This is a genomic window from Streptomyces sp. NPDC003300 (genome assembly GCF_040610915.1).
In the GTDB taxonomy this organism is placed as follows: Bacteria; Actinomycetota; Actinomycetes; order Streptomycetales; family Streptomycetaceae; genus Actinacidiphila.
On record NZ_JBEXNE010000038.1, the window covers coordinates 44,548 to 60,501 of the forward strand.

General features: G+C 69.7%; 11 protein-coding genes. 5 read left to right on the forward strand and 6 right to left on the reverse strand.

Annotated elements, in window-relative coordinates:
- The first annotated feature begins 134 nt into the window (after positions 1-134).
- Positions 135-1,832, forward strand: a complete 1,698-nt coding sequence (locus ABZX65_RS33705; RefSeq protein WP_355348948.1) for an FG-GAP-like repeat-containing protein — start codon at positions 135-137, stop codon at positions 1,830-1,832.
- Positions 1,833-1,930: 98 nt separating this feature from the next.
- On the opposite strand, the gene ABZX65_RS33710 is transcribed toward ABZX65_RS33705, so the two are convergent.
- Both ABZX65_RS33710 and galE read right to left on the reverse strand, forming a co-directional pair.
- Positions 1,931-4,144, reverse strand: coding sequence for a PIG-L family deacetylase (locus ABZX65_RS33710; protein WP_355348951.1), 2,214 nt, complete (start codon positions 4,142-4,144; stop codon positions 1,931-1,933).
- A gap of 261 nt (positions 4,145-4,405) precedes the next feature.
- Entirely contained in the window at positions 4,406-5,377 is a 972-nt protein-coding gene (galE, locus tag ABZX65_RS33715; protein WP_355348953.1) for a UDP-glucose 4-epimerase GalE, read from the reverse strand.
- Between the two features lie 334 nt (positions 5,378-5,711).
- On the opposite strand from galE, the gene ABZX65_RS33720 reads away from it, so the two are divergent.
- Together ABZX65_RS33720 and ABZX65_RS33725 are read left to right on the forward strand one after the other, a co-directional pair.
- Positions 5,712-6,704, forward strand: a complete 993-nt coding sequence (locus ABZX65_RS33720; protein ID WP_355348956.1) for a hypothetical protein — start codon at positions 5,712-5,714, stop codon at positions 6,702-6,704.
- The gene (locus ABZX65_RS33725) at positions 6,701-9,523 is read left to right on the forward strand and encodes a stealth conserved region 3 domain-containing protein (protein WP_355348959.1); all 2,823 of its coding nucleotides are present in this window, start codon (positions 6,701-6,703) and stop codon (positions 9,521-9,523) included. The genes ABZX65_RS33720 and ABZX65_RS33725 overlap by 4 nt, the downstream gene beginning before the upstream one ends.
- Positions 9,524-9,561: 38 nt before the next feature.
- Here the strand turns inward: ABZX65_RS33725 and ABZX65_RS33730 are convergent, their stop codons facing one another.
- Positions 9,562-11,307 carry a stealth family protein gene (locus ABZX65_RS33730; RefSeq protein WP_355348962.1) on the reverse strand — a complete coding sequence of 582 codons (1,746 nt, stop codon included), beginning with the start codon at positions 11,305-11,307 and terminating at the stop codon, positions 9,562-9,564.
- A gap of 449 nt (positions 11,308-11,756) precedes the next feature.
- On the opposite strand from ABZX65_RS33730, the gene ABZX65_RS33735 reads away from it, so the two are divergent.
- Entirely contained in the window at positions 11,757-12,752 is a 996-nt protein-coding gene (locus tag ABZX65_RS33735; protein WP_355348965.1) for a glycosyltransferase family 2 protein, read from the forward strand.
- The gene (locus ABZX65_RS33740; protein WP_355348968.1) at positions 12,749-13,192 is read left to right on the forward strand and encodes a GtrA family protein; all 444 of its coding nucleotides are present in this window, start codon (positions 12,749-12,751) and stop codon (positions 13,190-13,192) included. Before ABZX65_RS33735 ends, ABZX65_RS33740 begins: the two co-directional genes overlap by 4 nt.
- Before the next feature lie 42 nt (positions 13,193-13,234).
- Here ABZX65_RS33740 and obgE read toward each other — a convergent pair whose 3' ends face one another.
- The 3 genes from obgE to rplU all read right to left on the reverse strand — a co-directional run bounded on the left by obgE (position 13,235) and on the right by rplU (position 15,435).
- On the reverse strand, positions 13,235-14,677 hold the full coding sequence (gene obgE / locus ABZX65_RS33745) for a GTPase ObgE (RefSeq protein WP_355348971.1): 1,443 nt from the start codon (positions 14,675-14,677) through the stop codon (positions 13,235-13,237).
- 168 nt (positions 14,678-14,845) lie between these two features.
- Entirely contained in the window at positions 14,846-15,100 is a 255-nt protein-coding gene (gene rpmA, locus ABZX65_RS33750) for a 50S ribosomal protein L27 (protein WP_031514533.1), read from the reverse strand.
- A gap of 14 nt (positions 15,101-15,114) precedes the next feature.
- Positions 15,115-15,435, reverse strand: coding sequence for a 50S ribosomal protein L21 (rplU, locus tag ABZX65_RS33755; RefSeq protein WP_355348975.1), 321 nt, complete (start codon positions 15,433-15,435; stop codon positions 15,115-15,117).
- Between the last annotated feature and the right edge of the window lie 519 nt (positions 15,436-15,954).

Here is a 15,954-nt window from a genome sequence, read left to right on the forward strand (position 1 = left end):
GGTGAATTCAGGGGCGCTTGATCGGCACGCGGTCTAAGGTCTGTCGGACCCCTCACCTAGACTCGCCGCGTCCGAACCGGACGGGTCTTCGCATCGGGTTCGGCATTCATCACACTCACATCCCAGGGGGGATTGTGTCCGAAGCACAGCCGGTGCGCTTTTCCAAGCGCCGCCGCCTCGTCGCGGTGTGCACCACCGGCGTCCTCGCTCTCGGCGCTCTGGCGCTGAGCACGAACGCGCAGGCCGACAGCGGCCCGCAGCACAGGATCACCCGGCCGACGGCGCCCAGCGGGCCCGCGCCGACGCTCACGCTGCCCAAGCAGGCCAAGCAGTACTCCACGAAGGCGGCGGCGGGGCCGCTGCGGTACGACCCGGACGGGGACGGCTACGCCGACCAGCTCTACCGGGGCAACAACCGGCACTACTACAACTTGCTCACCAAGGACAACGACGACGACGGCGACCTCGGCGCCAGCAGCGACGGCACCCTGTACAAGGACGTCCTCACCCCGGGCAGCCTGGACGGGCAGGGCACCGGCATCCTCGCGCTGACCAACTCGGGCCGCCTGTCGTACTTCGGGGCGGGGAGCTTCCCCAACGGCGCCGCGCGGTGGACCGGCACCGGCTGGTACGTCTACAACAAGCTGGTCGCGACCGACGACATCACGGGGGACGGCAAGCCCGACATCGTCGCGCGCACGCCGGCCGGTCAGCTCTATCTGTACGAGGGCACCGGCAACGCTTCCGCTCCGTTCAAGGGCAAGGTGCTCGTCGGTTCCGGCTGGAACCAGTACGACCAGCTCACCAGCCCCGGTGACATGAACGGCGACGGCATCAGCGACCTGATCGCCCGTAAGACGGACGGCACGCTGTACTTCTACGCCGGTACGGGCAACGCCGCCGGTCCGTACGCGGCCCGCGTCGCCATCGGCACGGGCTGGAACGCGTACAACCAGCTCGTCGGCACCGGTGACGGCTCGGTCCTGGCGAGGGCCACGAATGGCACTCTCTACATCTACCGGCAGAACGGCGCGGGCGGTTTCGCGCCCAAGCAGGGCGGCTACAAAGACTGGAACGTGGAGCTGTTCGCGGGCGCGGGTTCCAACCCGGCCTACGGCAAGAAGGAGCTCTACGGCCTGTCGACCGGCGGCACCTTCTACTGGTACTACACCAACAACAACGGGACGCTCGCCGCGCGCCAGCAGGTGTCGGGCGGCTCGGGGGGGTACAGCACCTTCGCACTGGCCTCGTCGCTGGGCGACTACGGGTACGCCGACCTGCTGTTCCGGGACGGCACCAACCTATGGAACCTGGATTCCGACGTGAGCAGCCCGCTGGCCACCGGCTGGGGCGGCTACAACCTCTTCGTCGGCCCCGGTGACCTCAGCGGTGACGGCAAGGGCGACCTGCTGGCCCGTGACACCTCGGGCAACCTGTACCTCTACCGGGGCCAGGGCAACGGCGCGGCGCTGACCGGCCGCCTGCTGGTCGGTCCCGGCTGGGGTGCGTACAACGCCATCGTGGGCGCCGGTGACTTCACCGGTGACGGCCTGGCGGACATCGTCGCGCGCACCAGCGACGGCACGCTCTACCTGTACAAGGGGACGGGCGTCAGCTCCCGCCCGTTCGAGACCCGCGTGAAGATCGGCACGGGCTGGAACCGCTACAACAAGCTGGCGTCGCCGGGCGACATGGACGGTGACGGCCGCGCCGACCTGCTCGGTGTGGACGCCAGCGGCAATCTGTTCAGCTACAGCTCCACCGGCACGGGCCAGTTCAAGGCTCCGGTGAAGCAGGGCGGCGGCTGGAACGGCTACAGCCGCCTGTTCTGAGACGTCCTGTGGTGTCCGCCGCCTGTTGAGTGGACGGACGAGGGCGCCCGCACCTATCCGGTGCGGGCGCCCTCGCGCGTCACGGCCGACAACCCGTGCTATCTCGTGGCCAGTTGGGTGAACGTGCCGGTGCCGTGGACGCGGGTGACGCCCGGGGTGGCGTTCACGGTGAAGGAGACCAGGGCCGTACGGTCGGTGCCCGCGACGAGCACGTCGGGGCGGCCGACCGCGAAGGGCTCCGTCGGGGTACTGGCTGTGGCGGCGGCCGGTCCCTTGCCGTATTCACCGTGCACCAGCAGCGCGTTGCCGAAGTCGGCGCGTACGGCCAGCAGCGGGTTGGTCTCCGCGCCCCGACCGCTGAGCAGGGCGACCGGGCCGAAGCCCGCGTCGCGCACGGCGGAGGCCGGAATCCAGCGACCATGCCGTCCCGCGGTGAGGCGTTCGACCGCGATCTCGGCGGTCTCCGGCCTGCGGAAGGCCAGCAGCAGCGAACCGTCCGCCGCGGTCACCGCTTCGGGCACCTCGCCGGGCACGCCGGTGTGCCGCAGGGGACGGCCGACCAGTTCGGCGCTCGGGGTGGACTGAGTCCACTGGTGGACCCCTTGGTGGCCCGCGGCGAAGACGTGGATCCGGCCGTCGTGGTCGACGGTCGCGGTCAGTCCCTCCTGGACCTGGCCGCCGGCGAGTTGCTGCCACGGCGACCACTGACCGGAGGCGTCGCGGACCCGCGTGCTCAGACCCTTGGAGGCGTTGCGGACGAAGACGTGGATCCGGCCGTCCTTGCCGATCACAGCGGTCGGCGGCCCGACCCTGCGGCCGCGGACCGGATTCGCCTCGGGGCTGCCGAGGCTGCGCCAGCCCCGGATCGCCCGGTCGCCGTCTTCGCCGGCGGACTTGCCCGAGGCACCCACCTGCTGGTCGAGCACCACGACTTCCCGGGTGTTGTCGCCCGGCGCGGCCGACAGACCGGAGAAGCGCAGGCCGAACAGCAGATGGTGGCCGTGCTTGTCGGTGACGACGCTGAGCGCGGGGGTCAGCGGGCCCCCGCCGAGGTCCTCAGGCGCATTCCAGTGTCCGCTTGCCGGCGCGGTCTCGGTCCAGCGGGCGGCCCGGGTGCCGAGCACGCCGTACACGGTGAGCCTGCCGTCCTTGGCGGCCACCGCCTGCGGACCAGAGGTCGGGTAGCGGTAGTGGGTGCTGCGGACCCAGCCGCGCGGGGACTTCAGCGCGTCGCCCTGGCCGACGCTGTAGTCACCGCAGCCGCCGGTGTCGCCGCACTTCCAGCCCGGAGCGCCGCCGTACACATCGAGCACGTCCGCCTTGAAGCGGACGGTGGCCTGCGGGAGATTGTGCGGCCAGCGCTGGTTGTAGTAGCCGCGGTAGGCCTCGGTGAGGAAGGTCGGGACCGGGCCGCCGCTCGCCGCGGCCTTCTCGGTCCACTGCGCCATGGCCCGCCAGGTGAACAGCGCGGTGGCGGTGTGGTCACGGTGGTCGGAGTAGCCGACCTGGTCGCTGTCGCGCGGGTACCGCGCGTTGTGGACCTGGATGTCCGGGTCGGGGTCCATGGTGCGGATCAGCGTCGGCCGGAAGGTGGTGAACAGGAAGGCGAGCGCGTCGATCAGCGTCTGCCGGTCGAAGGTGTGGGCGGCGCGTACCGGGCCGTCGGGCAGCGGTACGGTCCGTACCGTCCCGTCCACGGCCCAGAGCTTGTCGATGCCGAAGGTGCCGCCGCCGCGCACCGGAGTGTGCATGTCGATCCGCAGGAAGACCAACTCGGCCCGCCTGCCGTCGTGTTCGAGGGTGTTGACCTCGGCGGCGCCGCCGTGAGGCAGGGCGAGCGCGGTACGCGTCCACGGTGTGAAGATCTCCGCGCCGAGCATCCGCGCGTACGCCTGCCGCAGCCCCTGCTGCCGCGCGGAGACGTACGCGGGTACGTTCGGCAGCGGGCGCGGGTGGCCGGGGGCGCGGTTCACGCCGAAGGAGTCGCCGCTGGTCACGTAGACCGTGACGACCGGCACATGACGGTCGAGGGTGGCGGCGGTGTCCGGATTCATGAAGTACAGGTCGTCGTCGGGGTGCGCGACCACTTGCATCACGAGCGGTGCGGCGGGGGCGCCGAAGGTGACCCGCGCGGAGGCGGGCAGTACACCGCCGGTCGGGGGCGGCCCGAAGACGACCGGCGCTCCCGTCATCCTCGGCTTGGCCGCGGTGCTCCGACCCGTACAACCCGCGACCGTGGCCGCCGCGAGTGCGCCCGCCATCGAACCCACCACGACCCGGCGTCCGGGACCCCTGCTTGCTTGTTCCAGCATTCGGTCCAACGTTCCGGCTCCGTTCACCTCTCGTGTGATCATTTCGACCACCCGCTGCACAAGAGGGACAATTTCGAGCCGGGGTTTCTTCGCTTTGATGTGACCGTCATCACATGTCCGGGTCAGGCAAGTACCGGAAGCAAAAGCCGAAAAGGCCGGAATGCATTGACCTGCGGAACCGGCTGGTCAGCCGCATGAAAAAGGGGAGCCGGACTCACCGTGAGTGAGTCCGACTCCCCGAATCGGAATGGCGCGCCCCGGTTACTCCGGGTGTCGCAACTGCCAGCCCGCCCAGGCCGAGGCCACCATCTCGCGCACGTCGTAGACGGCCTTCCAGCCCAGTTCCCTGCCGATCGCGTCGGCGGACGCCACGACCCTGGCCGGGTCGCCGGGCCGACGCGCGGTGACCTCCGGGGCGATCCCGGTGTGACCCGAGATCTCCTGGATGATGCCGACCATCTCTGCCACGGAGACGCCCTCGCCCCGGCCGATGTTCAGCACCAGGGCCGCCTTCGAGTCCTCGGTGAGCCGGCGGGCGGCGGCGACGTGCGCGGACGCGATGTCCTCGACGTGGATGTAGTCGCGGATGCAGGTGCCGTCCGGCGTCGGGTAGTCGTCGCCGAAGATCAGCGGAGTCCGGCCGCGGGAGAGCCGGTCGAAGACCATCGGCACCAGGTTGAAGATCCCCGGGTCGCCCAGCTCAGGGGCGGCCGCGCCCGCGACGTTGAAGTAGCGCAACGACGCGGTGGCCACCCCGTGCGCCCGCCCGACCGCGGTGACCAGCCACTCGCCGGCCAACTTGGTCTCGCCGTACGGGCTCATCGGCTCGCACGGGGTCTGCTCGGTGACCAGGTCCACGTCGGGCATTCCGTATACGGCCGCGGAAGACGACAGGACGAAGCGCTGCACCCGCGCCTCGACGGCGGCCTCGAGTACGGTCCGCAGACCCTCGACGTTCTCCCGGTAGTACCACAGCGGGCGCTCGACGGACTCTCCGACCTGCTTCTTCGCCGCGATGTGCACGATGCCCCGGACGTCGTGTTCGCCCAGCGTCCGGTCGAGCAGCGCCCGGTCCAGGACGGTGCCGCGCACCAACGGCACACCGGCCGGCAGGCGTTCGGGATCTCCGGTGCTCAGATCGTCGACGACGACCACCTGCTGTCCATCGGCAACGAGCGCCCTGACAACGTGCGAACCGATATAACCAGCGCCGCCGGTAATCATCCAGGTCATGGCCGAACCCTACCAACGGCGGCCACGGGGAAGACCTGCCGGACCGAGCCGCCGCCCAGGGCGCGCACGGCAAGCGGGACCGCACGGACGACTCCGGGAATCGACTCGGCGTTCCCGCCGCGTTCACCCGCTGTGCGATCATTTCCACCGCCTCGACTCACAGCGGGTGGCAGTGACACGGCTCCGGCGGAACCAGTGATCCACTTCACACATTCGATTGGCCCGCAGGTGAACAGCCATGGTCAGGAATTGCAACATTCGGCCAACTTGCTGATGTTTGGCATCCTTGACAGGATGCGTTGGCTGACCAATGAGAATGGGAGACACGTGCGCCGTGAGTGATTCGCTCCTGCCCTACGCGGTGGGCGCGGTAAAGCGCGCCCGCACCCTGGCGGTACGAGCCCGCCGCAAGGTCGAGCGGATGAACACTGTGCCCGCACTCGGTACAGGCATCAGACCGCGACCGATGATCACCCCGGTCCACCTCTCAGTGCTCGGCGGCCGCACGCTGAACCTCGCGGTGCCCGTCTCCCGGCACACCGCCGACCCCTCCGCGGCCCGCCTCGAACTGATCCACGGCAACCATCGGGTCAGTGTCGACCTCGCCCTGGAGCCGGAGTCCGACACGTCCCTGCTGCTCACCGCGACGGTACCGCTGCGGTACACCGAAGGTGAGAACGACACGGGGCGCGGGCTGCTGCTCAGTGCGGGGCTCTGGCGGTTCTGTGTCGTCGTCACGGACGAGGGCGGTCGTGAGACCAGATCCGACCTGGCCGCCCTGGCGTTCGCCGCGGTGCACGGCCCGATGCTCCCGACCTCGCCGTCCGAGTCCAGCGGCGCGGTCTTCCGGCCGGTGCGCTCGGTGGACGGCCGCGCCATGCTCAAGGTCACAGCCCCCGCCCACCAGGCCGAACTCGTCAGATTCGACCTGCTCTGGGACCGGGTGACCGTGCACGGCCGGCTGCTGGCCGCACGGCACCCGGTGACCGAGTACACCGCCGAGGTCGTACGCCGGGGAGCCAACAAATCCGTCTCGGCGGCGCTCGATTGGGACGGCGACAACTTCACCTTCGACCTGCCGTTGCGAGCCATGACCGACGGTCCGGGCGTCCAGCGCACCTGGGACGTCCAACTGCGCGGGGGGCGCGCCAAGCTGAAGGTCGCCAAGCGGCTCACCCAGGTGCGTCATCCCAAGCAGGTCTTCCGGACTCCCTTTCGCATCATCGCCCTGGACGACGGTTCCTTGACCCGTGCGCACGTCTATCTCACGCCTGCCGGTGCCCTTGCGGTGGCCTGCGCGGCCATCGGAACCAACGAGGACGCATGAAGATCACATTTCTGCTCACCTGGGGCGACGAGATGGGCGGCACGGAAATGGCCGCCTACACCCAGGCGATCCATCTCTCCGCCCGGCACGAAGTCGAAGTGCTGAGCGTCTTCAAGACCCGCCTGGAGCCGTTCTTCGCGGAGGCGAAGCAGATCAAGCGGCGCTACCTGGTGGACAGGACCGGCGCCTACGGGCGTCCGGTACGCCGCAGCACGCTGGACGAGGAAGCGTGCAGGACGCTGCAGTCGCTGCCCAGCGAACTGATCAAGCCGGTCTGGGAGAACACCTTCGACCAGCTCTCCGACATCGAGATGACCGCCGCGCTGCCCGCGCTCGACTGCGATGTGCTGATCACCACCTCCCCGGCCCTGATGGCCGCCGCCGCGGAACTGGCTCCGGCCCGTGTGGTGACCGTGCACGAAGAGCACCGCGCTTCCCAACTGCGCGGCGTAGGCGGTGAACCGCTGCTGGTGTACGGCCCGCGGATCGACGCCCTGGTGTCGCTGACCGAGCGCACGAACGACTGGTTCGCCGACTCGCTCGGCGACGCGGCGCCCGAGCTCGTCACCATTCCCAACGCGGTGTCCGACGGCTACCGCCCGCGCTCCGACCTCCAGAACAAGGTCATCGTGCTGGCCGCCCGCATGACCCCGGAGAAACAGCTCAACCACGCCATCCAGGCGTTCCACCAGATCTCCGGCGACTTCCCCGACTGGAAGCTCCGGATATTCGGCGACGGCCCACAGGAAGTGCGGCTGCGCCAGCTCGTAGAGGGATTCGGCCTGCAACTGCGGGTCGAACTGGTGGGCCGCTCGCAGCAGATGGACGAGGAGTGGGCCAAGGCCGGGCTCTGTGTCCTGCCCTCGCGCAACGAAGCCTTCCCGCTGGTGCTCCTGGAGATGTTCGCCGCCGGTGTGCCGGTAGTGGCCTACGACATCGTCACCGGCCCGGCCGAGATCATCAGGCACGACGTGGACGGGCTGCTGGTGCCGCCCGGTGAGATCGACCTGCTGGCCGAGGCGATGGCCCGGCTGATCGGTGACGAGCAGACTCGGCACGCCTTCGGCAAGGCGGCGCGCGAGGGCGTCTACGAGCGCTTCAGCGGTGAGGACATCACCGCCCGCTGGGAGGAGTTGTTCACCCGGCTGGTGGCCGAGCGCGACAACCCGCAGCGCCTGGGACGACGTGCCGACCGGGCGGCGCTGCGGGTGGTGGCGGGCGGCACGCGCAACTTCACCGTGGCCGCGCCCGTCTCGCCGCTGGCGAATTCCACCGACGAGCAGAAGGCCCGGGAGGTGATGATCCAGGCGCAGGACCGCAAGCTGGTGCGCTCCGCGGGGCGGCTCGCCGAGGTCCGCGACGACGTCAACGGGCCCCAAATGCTCGCGACCAACCTGGAGATCAGCGCCACCGTCCTTGAGGACGTCGGCATTCCGTACGTCCTGCTGCGGGCCGACGGCGTCCAGCACCGGCTCGCGGTACCGGTCGAGGAACGGCCCCGGGTGCTTGAGGCGCTGGCCACCGCCCTGCACGGCAAGGCGGTCTACGCCGAGCTGATCTCCCCGCGTGGCGCCGCGCCCGGAGCGGTGCTGGCGGAACGGCTGCGGGACGTCGGCGAGGTGGCCGGGCTGCGGATCTTCAAGCCGGTGGTCACCGGCAGCCGTACCCTGCGCTACGGGCCCGCGTACGGCTGCAGCGTGGAGTTCTGGTCCGTCGACGAGGAAGACGGCTGGCGTTCCACCCCACGGGCGACGACGCTCCTTGGGCGCCGGTTGCCGTCCCTCGAACCCACCGCGAAGCTGCGGGTGGGCGAGCGGGACTACCCGACGCTCTCGCAGTTCACCAAGCAGTTGATGTGGGATGTCGACCAGCCCATCGACGTCGTCTACACCTGGGTGGACGGCGACGACACCGCATGGCAGGACCGCCGCAACGAGGCGCGCCGCCGACGCGGACTGCCGGTCTCGGAGAACACGGACGTCGACAACGGCGACGTGAGGTTCCGCAACCGTGACGAACTGCGCTACTCACTGCGGTCGCTGGAGATGTACGCGCCCTGGGTGCGCAACATCTATCTGGTGACCGACGACCAGGTGCCGCCCTGGCTCGACACGTCGTGCCCCGATGTGAAGGTGGTGAGCCACCGGGACATCTTCGCCGACCCGAGTTGCCTGCCCACCTTCAACTCGCACGCCATCGAGAGCCAGATCCACCGGATCGAGGGCCTGTCCGAGCACTTCCTTTATCTGAACGACGACGTCTTCATGGGCCGCCCGGTCACACCCGAACTGTTCTTCCTCAGCAACGGCATGGCGAATTTCTTCCGGTCGCCGACCGCCGTACCGCCGACCGAGCCGTCGGACGAGGACGAGGGCTACTTCGCAGCGGCCAAGAACAACCGCAAGCTGCTGGAGGACGCCTTCGGACGGACCGCCACGCAGAGCTTCCTGCACACGCCGCACGCGCTGCGCCGCAGCGTGCTCGCGGAGATCGGCGAGAGGTTCCCGGAGGAGGTGGCCAGGACCGCGGCCAACCCCTTCCGCGGCAACAGCGACCTGTCGATCACGTCGTCGCTGCACCACCACTACGGCTACCTGACCGGCCGCTGCGCGCCCGGCAGGATCTCGTGCAGCTACGTCAACGTCGGCAACTACGACCACCACTCGGTGCTCGGCCGACTGCTCGCGTCCCGCAACTACGATGTCTTCTGCATCGGCGAGTCGCCCGACGCCGAGGTGCCCGCCGAGGAGCAGGCGCGCGTGATGTACGCCTTCCTCAACGCCTACTACCCCGTGAAGTCCCGCTTCGAGCGGGACTGAACGGGGCAGGCGCCGGCGACAGCCCGCCCGGTGCCGGGCTACTCCTTCTCGAAGGGGCTCGGCACCGGGAAGTACGCGTCGAGGAACGGGGTGATCAGGTCCTTCTGGCCGGTCGCGTCGTTCTCCGTGGAGACCGTGTCATTGATGCAGAAGACGGTCTTGTCGCGGTTGGCGAGCAACCGGCCGAGCCGCGTCTCGGTCCAGGGGTGGGTCAGGTCCAGGTAGGTGTACGGCAGGTCGTTGGACGGGATCGCGCGCCTGGTGTGGAAGGCGTAGTAGTGGTGCAGCGACGAGGCGACGGAGATGTCGTCCATGCTGCGGAAGTGGCTGGACTCGGTGTGCCGGTACTCGGCGGCGAACTCGTCCTCGATCTCGTCCAGGACGCTGCGCCGCAGGGCGTGCGGCATGTGCTTCATCTTCTGCACGAGGACGGCGCCGTAGCGCTCCTCGATCAGCCGCCGGTTGTTCTTCCCGGCCGCCGCGACCGGCGGGTCGGCCTCCGTCTTCTCGCCCAGCGGCACCAGCGCGGGTGAGGGGAAGAACTTCGTCAGGCCGTTGGCGAGGAAGAAGTCCTGCGGCGTCACCTCGTTGCCGAGCAGCACGTCGTCGTTGAAGTACAGGAAGTGCTCCGACAGGCCCTCGATGTGGTGCAGTTGGCTCTCGATGGCGTGCGAGTTGAAGGTCGGCAGCGAGCCGGGCGAGCGGAAGATCTGCCGGTGGCTGACCACCTCGATGCCGGGGTGCTCGGTCTTCAGCCAGGACGGCGTCTGGTCGTCGGTGACCAGGAAGATCTTCCGGACCCACGGCGCGTACATGTGCAACGAGCGCAGTGAGTACCGCAGTTCGTCACGGCTGAGGTAGCGCGCCGCGTTGGCCGCCTCGTCGTGGTACGCCGCGCCGGTGAAGTCCGCGCGGCGGCGCAGCCACGCCGGGTCCGCGCCGTCCACCCAGGTGTAGACGACGTCGACCGGGAAGCGGATCTCGTCGGTGGTGTGGATCGCGAAGTGCTCGCGGGTACGGACCTCGAAGCGCGGGCCCGCGCCGGTGTCGCGCGGCGCGAGGTCGGTGAAGAACGCCTCGGGCGCCTGCACGGTCTTGGCGTCGGCGGGGACGGCCTCGGCGAATTTGCCGGGGCGCGGCGCCACGAGCGCGCCGTCCTCCTCGCGCCAGAACTCGATGTCGCAGCCGTAGCGGGTGCCGAGCGCCAGGCCCTTGCTCTCGTCGGTGCGGTACCAGGTGAGGCGGAAGACCCCGGCGCCCGCCAGACGGCGCCAGGACGGCTGCTCGTAGCCCGGCAGCGACTCCTCGGGCACCGGGGAGTTCCCCTTGACCGCGGTCACGTAGCCGGGCTCCTCGGCGCACAGCGCGGTCAGCGCGGCGAGCACCGCCTCCCGGTCGCTCTCGTGGACGGCCACGGCCGAGGCGGTGTGCGAGCGGCCCCGTACGCAGAAGTGGTCGAGACCGGCGGCGGACAGGCAGCCGAGGACCGCGTCGAGGTTGGCCCTGCGGGCCGCCAGCGGGGTCACGCCGGGGACGATCAGCGCGACCTTCGCCTCGCGGTTGACCGTGATCACCGTGCGGTCCGGACGGTCCACCAGCGCCTGGTGGCGCTTGCCGACCCTGGCCGCCCTGGCCCGCTCGGCGGCAGCGGTCGCGCCCGCGATGCGCAGCTTCACCTGCTTGCGCAAGTCCGAGTCGACGCGGGAGGCGATCTTCCGTCGGGCGCTCTCCGGTACTGCTCGTCGGTAGACCCCCAGCAGTCGGGGTGCCTCGGGATTACGCACGGCGGGCGGCTCCTCATCGATTGCGGGGCCCGCCGCGACGCGGGCCGTTGACGTACGACGACGGCCCGTACGGTGGTCCGGGCCGATACCTCAAGTATGCCTTGCGTTCTCCAAGGGGCCGCGTGCGGTATACCTGTCCGGAACTCCGGCCGCGCGCGACGTTACACGTAATGCGGAATCAGGAATTCGGTTGCCCATCGTTGGGTGAATTCTTCATTGAGCCGCAAGGGCGCTTCGCGTAACTTTCCCCGACGCCTTGTTCGGCGCCCAAAGCAGGGCCACGGGCCGTCCTACGCTGACGCAGAGCGTGCGGGATCACGTGCGGATCCGTCCGCCGGGACCGCACTCGCCCAGCACTCACTCAGCACTCACTCAGCACTTACCCAGCGCTCGCCCTGAATCCGCACCGCATCCGCCCTGCATCCGCGTACGGCGCCGAAAGTGATCTCATGCGACTGTCGATCGTAGTTCCCTGCTACAACGAAGAAGCCGTGATCGAGCTCTTCGACGTACGCATCCGGGAGACCCTCACGGCGCTCTCCGTCGATTACGAGCTGTGCTACGTCGACGACGGCAGCTCCGACCGCACGCTGGAGCGGCTGCGGGCCCTGGCCGAGAACCGCGAGGCGAGCACGCGATACGTGTCCTTCAGCCGGAACTTCGGCAAGGAGGCGGGCATCCTGGCCGGGCTCAAGGAGACGACCGGGGACGCGGTGGTTGTGATGGACGCCGACCTCCAGCACCCGCCGGAGCTGATCGCGCGCATGCTGGAGCTGCACCGCGCCGGGCACGACCAGGTGATCGCGCGGCGCACCCGCGAGGGCGACAAGAAGCTGCGCACGGCCGCCAGTCGGCTCTACTACCGGATGATCAACAAGTGGGTGGACGTCGAACTGACCGACGGCGTCGGGGACTTCCGGCTGCTGTCGCGGCGCGCGGTCGACGCGCTGCTCGCGATGCCGGAGTACAACCGCTTCTCCAAGGGCCTTTTCTCCTGGATCGGCTTCGACACCGTCACCTTCGACTACCGCAATGCCGCGCGGGAGGCGGGCGAGACGAAGTGGCACTTCGGCGCGCTCATCAATTACGGCATGGACGGGCTGATCTCGTTCAACAACCGGCCGCTGCGGCTGGCCATCTATCTGGGAATGGCGCTCAGTGCCGTCGCGGCGGCGTATGCCGTGGTCGTCACCGTCATGGCGATGATCAAGGGGCCCGACGCGCCCGGTTATGTGACGCTGCTCGTCGCCGTCGTCGGTCTGGGCGGGCTCCAGATGCTGATGCTGGGGTTGATAGGCGAGTACATTGGGCGCATCTACTACGAGACCAAGCGACGGCCGCACTTCCTGGTCAAGGAGACGAACGCGCCGCGGGCCTTCGGGGTGGCACGGCAGGCCGGCGCCGCACCGACGAGCGCGTCGCTGCCCCGGATGGAGATCCGTTGAGCCTGGCCGGCACCCGCTCACCGCAACTGCTCCAGATCGTGCGGTTCGCCCTCGTGGGCGGGGTCAACACCGCCACCTTCTACGGCTTCTACCTGGCCCTGCACCCGTGGATGCCGTACTTCGCCGCGTACACCCTGGCGTTCGTGCTCAGCATGATCGGGTCGTTCTTCCTGAACACGTACTTCACGTACCGGACGCGGCCCACCTGGCGGAAGTTCCTGCTCTTCCCGCTGACCAACCTGACCAATTACGTGGTCACGAGCGTCGGCGTCTACGCCCTCGTGGAGTGGGCGGGCATGAACGACAAGATCGCCCCGCTGGCCGCCGCGGCAGCCGCCATCCCCTTCACCTACCTGCTGAGCCGCCGCATCCTCACCCCGCCGTCCGCGCTCGCCGAGCCCGACCCGAACCGCCCCTCCCCGGCCCACGCGGACGCCTGACCCACCCCGACCGGCCCCCTTCCCAGGGGGCCGGTCGCGCGTTTACTTGAACGGGTCGAAGCCGTGGTACTCCTCTTCGGCGTCGTCGCGCTCGGCCTGCTTGTCGCGGCGGCGGGTGACGGCGGCGCGGGGGGCGTCGAAACGGTGGTCCTCGCCGCGGCGGCCGAGCATTTCGGCGCCTGCGGCCATGCTGGGCTCCCAGTCGAAGACGACGGCGTCCTCGTCGGGGCCGATGGCGACGGCGTCGCCGGCGTTGGCGCCGGCCTTGAGGAGGGCGTCCTCGACGCCGAGGCGGTTGAGGCGGTCGGCGAGGTAGCCGACGGCCTCGTCGTTGGAGAAGTCGGTCTGGCGGACCCAGCGTTCGGGCTTCTCGCCGTGCACGCGGTACAGGCTCTCGCCGTCGTGGGTGACGGTGAACCCGGCGTCGTCGACGGCCTGCGGGCGGATGACGACGCGGGTGGACTCCTCCACCGGCTTGGCGGCCCGCGTCTCGGCGACGATCTTCGCCAGGGCGAACGACAGCTCGCGCAGCCCCTCGTGGGAGACGGCCGACACCTCGAAGACCTGGTAGCCGCGGCTCTCCAGCTCCGGCCTGATGATCTCGGCGAGGTCGCGCCCGTCGGGCACGTCGATCTTGTTGAGCACGATCAGCCGCGGCCGGTCCTCCAACCCGCCGCCGTACGCCCGCAGTTCCTCCTCGATGATGTCGAGGTCGCTGGCGGGGTCGCGGTCGGACTCCAGCGTCGCGGTGTCCAGCACGTGCACGAGCACCGAGCAGCGCTCGACGTGCCGCAGGAACTCCAGGCCGAGGCCCTTGCCCTGGCTGGCGCCGGGGATCAGACCCGGTACGTCCGCGATCGTGTAGACGGTCGAACCGGCCGTCACCACACCGAGGTTGGGCACCAGCGTGGTGAACGGGTAGTCGGCGATCTTCGGCTTGGCGGCCGACAGCACCGAGATCAGCGAGGACTTGCCCGCGCTCGGGTAGCCGACCAGCGCCACGTCCGCGACCGTCTTCAGTTCCAGGACGATGTCCCGCGCCACACCGGGCTCGCCGAGCAGCGCGAAGCCGGGCGCCTTGCGGCGGGCCGAGGCCAGCGCCGCGTTGCCGAGGCCGCCGCGACCGCCCTGGCCCGCGATGAAGGTGGTGCCCTGGCCGACGAGGTCGGCCAGCACATTGCCGTCCTTGTCCTGCACGACCGTGCCGTCGGGCACCGGCAGCACCAGGTCCGTACCCTCCTTGCCCGACCGGTTGCCGCCCTCGCCGGGCTTGCCGTTGGTCGCCTTGCGGTGCGGGCTGTGGTGGTAGTCGAGCAGCGTCGTGACGTCCTGGTCGACGACGAGGATCACGTCGCCGCCCCGGCCGCCGTTCCCGCCGTCGGGGCCGCCCAGCGGCTTGAACTTCTCCCGGTGAACGGAGGCGCAGCCGTGGCCTCCGTTACCCGCGGCGACATGCAGCTCGACGCGGTCCACGAAGGTGGTCATGGCATTCCTCCAGATACGTACGGGGTGGTGCGGATGTGCACGGGGTGGTGCGGTACGCGCGCTTTCACGCGTTCCAAGACGTAACACGCCGAGGGCGGCCCCGCTTCCCTGGTCGGGAAGCGAGGTCCGCCCTCGGAGGTGAAACTGTGTCGCTCTACGGTGCCTGGATCAGGCGGCCGGAACGATGTTCACTACACGACGCCCACGCTTGGTGCCGAACTCGACCGCACCGGCGGAGAGGGCGAACAGCGTGTCGTCCTTGCCGATGCCGACGCCGGAGCCGGGGTGGAAGTGCGTGCCGCGCTGGCGGACGATGATCTCACCGGCGTTGACGACCTGGCCGCCGAAGCGCTTGACGCCGAGCCGCTGAGCGTTGGAGTCGCGACCGTTCCGAGTGGACGATGCGCCCTTCTTGTGTGCCATCTCTCCTCAGTCCCTTACTTCGCAGCCGTGGGGATGCCGGTGATCTTCAGCGCCGTGTACTGCTGGCGGTGACCCTGGCGACGGCGGTAGCCGGTCTTGTTCTTGTAGCGCAGGATGTCGATCTTCTGGCCCTTGTGGTGGTCCACGATCTCGGCCTCGACCTTGACACCGGCCAGCACCCACGGGTCGCTGGTGACGGCGTCGCCGTCGACGACGAGCAGCGTCGAGAGCTCGATCGCGTCGCCCACCTTGCCCGTGGGAATCTTGTCAACCTCAACGATGTCGCCGACAGCCACCTTGTGCTGACGACCACCGCTACGCACGATTGCGTACACGCGGATCTCACTCTCTCGCTCTTGAAATCGGACCCCTGATGCCAGCCGTCCCGATGGTGCGCGGGGGGCCTCTCCCGGCGGACCGGGAGGGATTTGCTCAGAAGTGGGCGCACAAACGCCGAAGGTCAAGACTACGGAGGGCCTCCGGCCCGGTCAAATCCGCCCTCCCGCACCCGTGAACGGTCGCGCGCCCCGTCACGGCACCGGCAAAGTGCGCTGCCATCGCGCAAGGGCATGTTTTTAGGGGCGCGGGGAACTGCGCGGCCGGCCCCCACCGGGATGTCAGCCCGAAGACCACCGCATCTGCCCCGCTGGGGCCGGTTCCCAGGCCGCGCCACCACCGGTGGCCGAGCGCGCGGTTCCCCGCGCCCCCGGCGGGGCACAGCCCACCCGCAGGGTGGACGCGCGTGGCCCGCGCCCGGGGGCGGGGGGCGGGCCCCCCGGGGCGGCCGAGTGGGGGGGGGCGGGCGGCATGTTGGGGGCCGCCGACTTGGTGGGGGTGTTGGTGGGCGCGGCCGT

Coding starts and splice junctions, on each gene's coding strand:
- ABZX65_RS33710 (WP_355348951.1), bottom strand. CDS start 4,144: ATGCTGGAACAAGCAAGCAGGGGTCCCGGACGCCGGGTCGTGGTGGGT.
- galE (WP_355348953.1), bottom strand. CDS start 5,377: ATGACCTGGATGATTACCGGCGGCGCTGGTTATATCGGTTCGCACGTT.
- ABZX65_RS33725 (WP_355348959.1), top strand. CDS start 6,701: ATGAAGATCACATTTCTGCTCACCTGGGGCGACGAGATGGGCGGCACG.
- ABZX65_RS33735 (WP_355348965.1), top strand. CDS start 11,757: ATGCGACTGTCGATCGTAGTTCCCTGCTACAACGAAGAAGCCGTGATC.
- obgE (WP_355348971.1), bottom strand. CDS start 14,677: ATGACCACCTTCGTGGACCGCGTCGAGCTGCATGTCGCCGCGGGTAAC.
- rpmA (WP_031514533.1), bottom strand. CDS start 15,100: ATGGCACACAAGAAGGGCGCATCGTCCACTCGGAACGGTCGCGACTCC.